The following is a 629-nucleotide window of genomic DNA, read 5'->3' on the forward strand; positions in this document are numbered from 1 at the left end:
CACCGCGGCCCAGGGCACCACGCAGGGCAACGACGACTGGTACGCGGTCTGTGCGCTGACAGGCGGCTCCGGCAGCAGCTACGACACCATCACCGCCGGGCTCATCGACGCCATCCGCCACGGCATCAACCGCCTGCGGGTGTCGGGCGGCGCCGCGCAGGCCATCACCGGCCACCGGGACCACCACGCGACCGCCTGCCCCGGCGCCCTGTACTCCAGGGTGCTCAGCGGCGAGGTCAACCCGGGCGGCGGCCCCCTCCCCCACCCCGGGGTCAGCTTCCGCCAGCCGCCCACCTTCGTGCACGCCAGCGTAGCGACCTGGCAGTACCGGATGAACAGCGCGCACGGCTACTCCCTCGCCGTGGACGGCCAGTACGGGCCGGGATCCGACTCCGCGTGCCGCAGTTTCCAGTCGCGCAGGGGCCTGAGCGTGGACGGCGTCGTCGGGCCGGCCACCTGGGGAGCCACGTTCGCCTAGTACTCGGGTCAGAATTCGTTGCCTGAGCTGGTCACCCTCGTTGTCCAGGCTTGGTGGGGACGGAGGAAGCCAATCCGGCCTCGGCCAGCACCGAAGTCCGCCGCTGTCCGGGCTGGTACCGGTACATCACCCTGGCCATGCTCGCCCACGC

General features: G+C 71.9%; 1 protein-coding gene. It reads left to right on the forward strand.

Annotated elements, in window-relative coordinates; genetic code table 11:
• The coding region (locus tag CCN42_RS37400) for a peptidoglycan-binding domain-containing protein (protein ID WP_143662161.1) at window positions 1–478 on the forward strand (478 nt) is incomplete at its 5' end.
• Between the last annotated feature and the right edge of the window lie 151 nt (window positions 479–629).

Source organism: Streptomyces glaucescens (genome assembly GCF_002154375.1).
GTDB classification, from domain to species: Bacteria; Actinomycetota; Actinomycetes; order Streptomycetales; family Streptomycetaceae; genus Streptomyces; species Streptomyces glaucescens.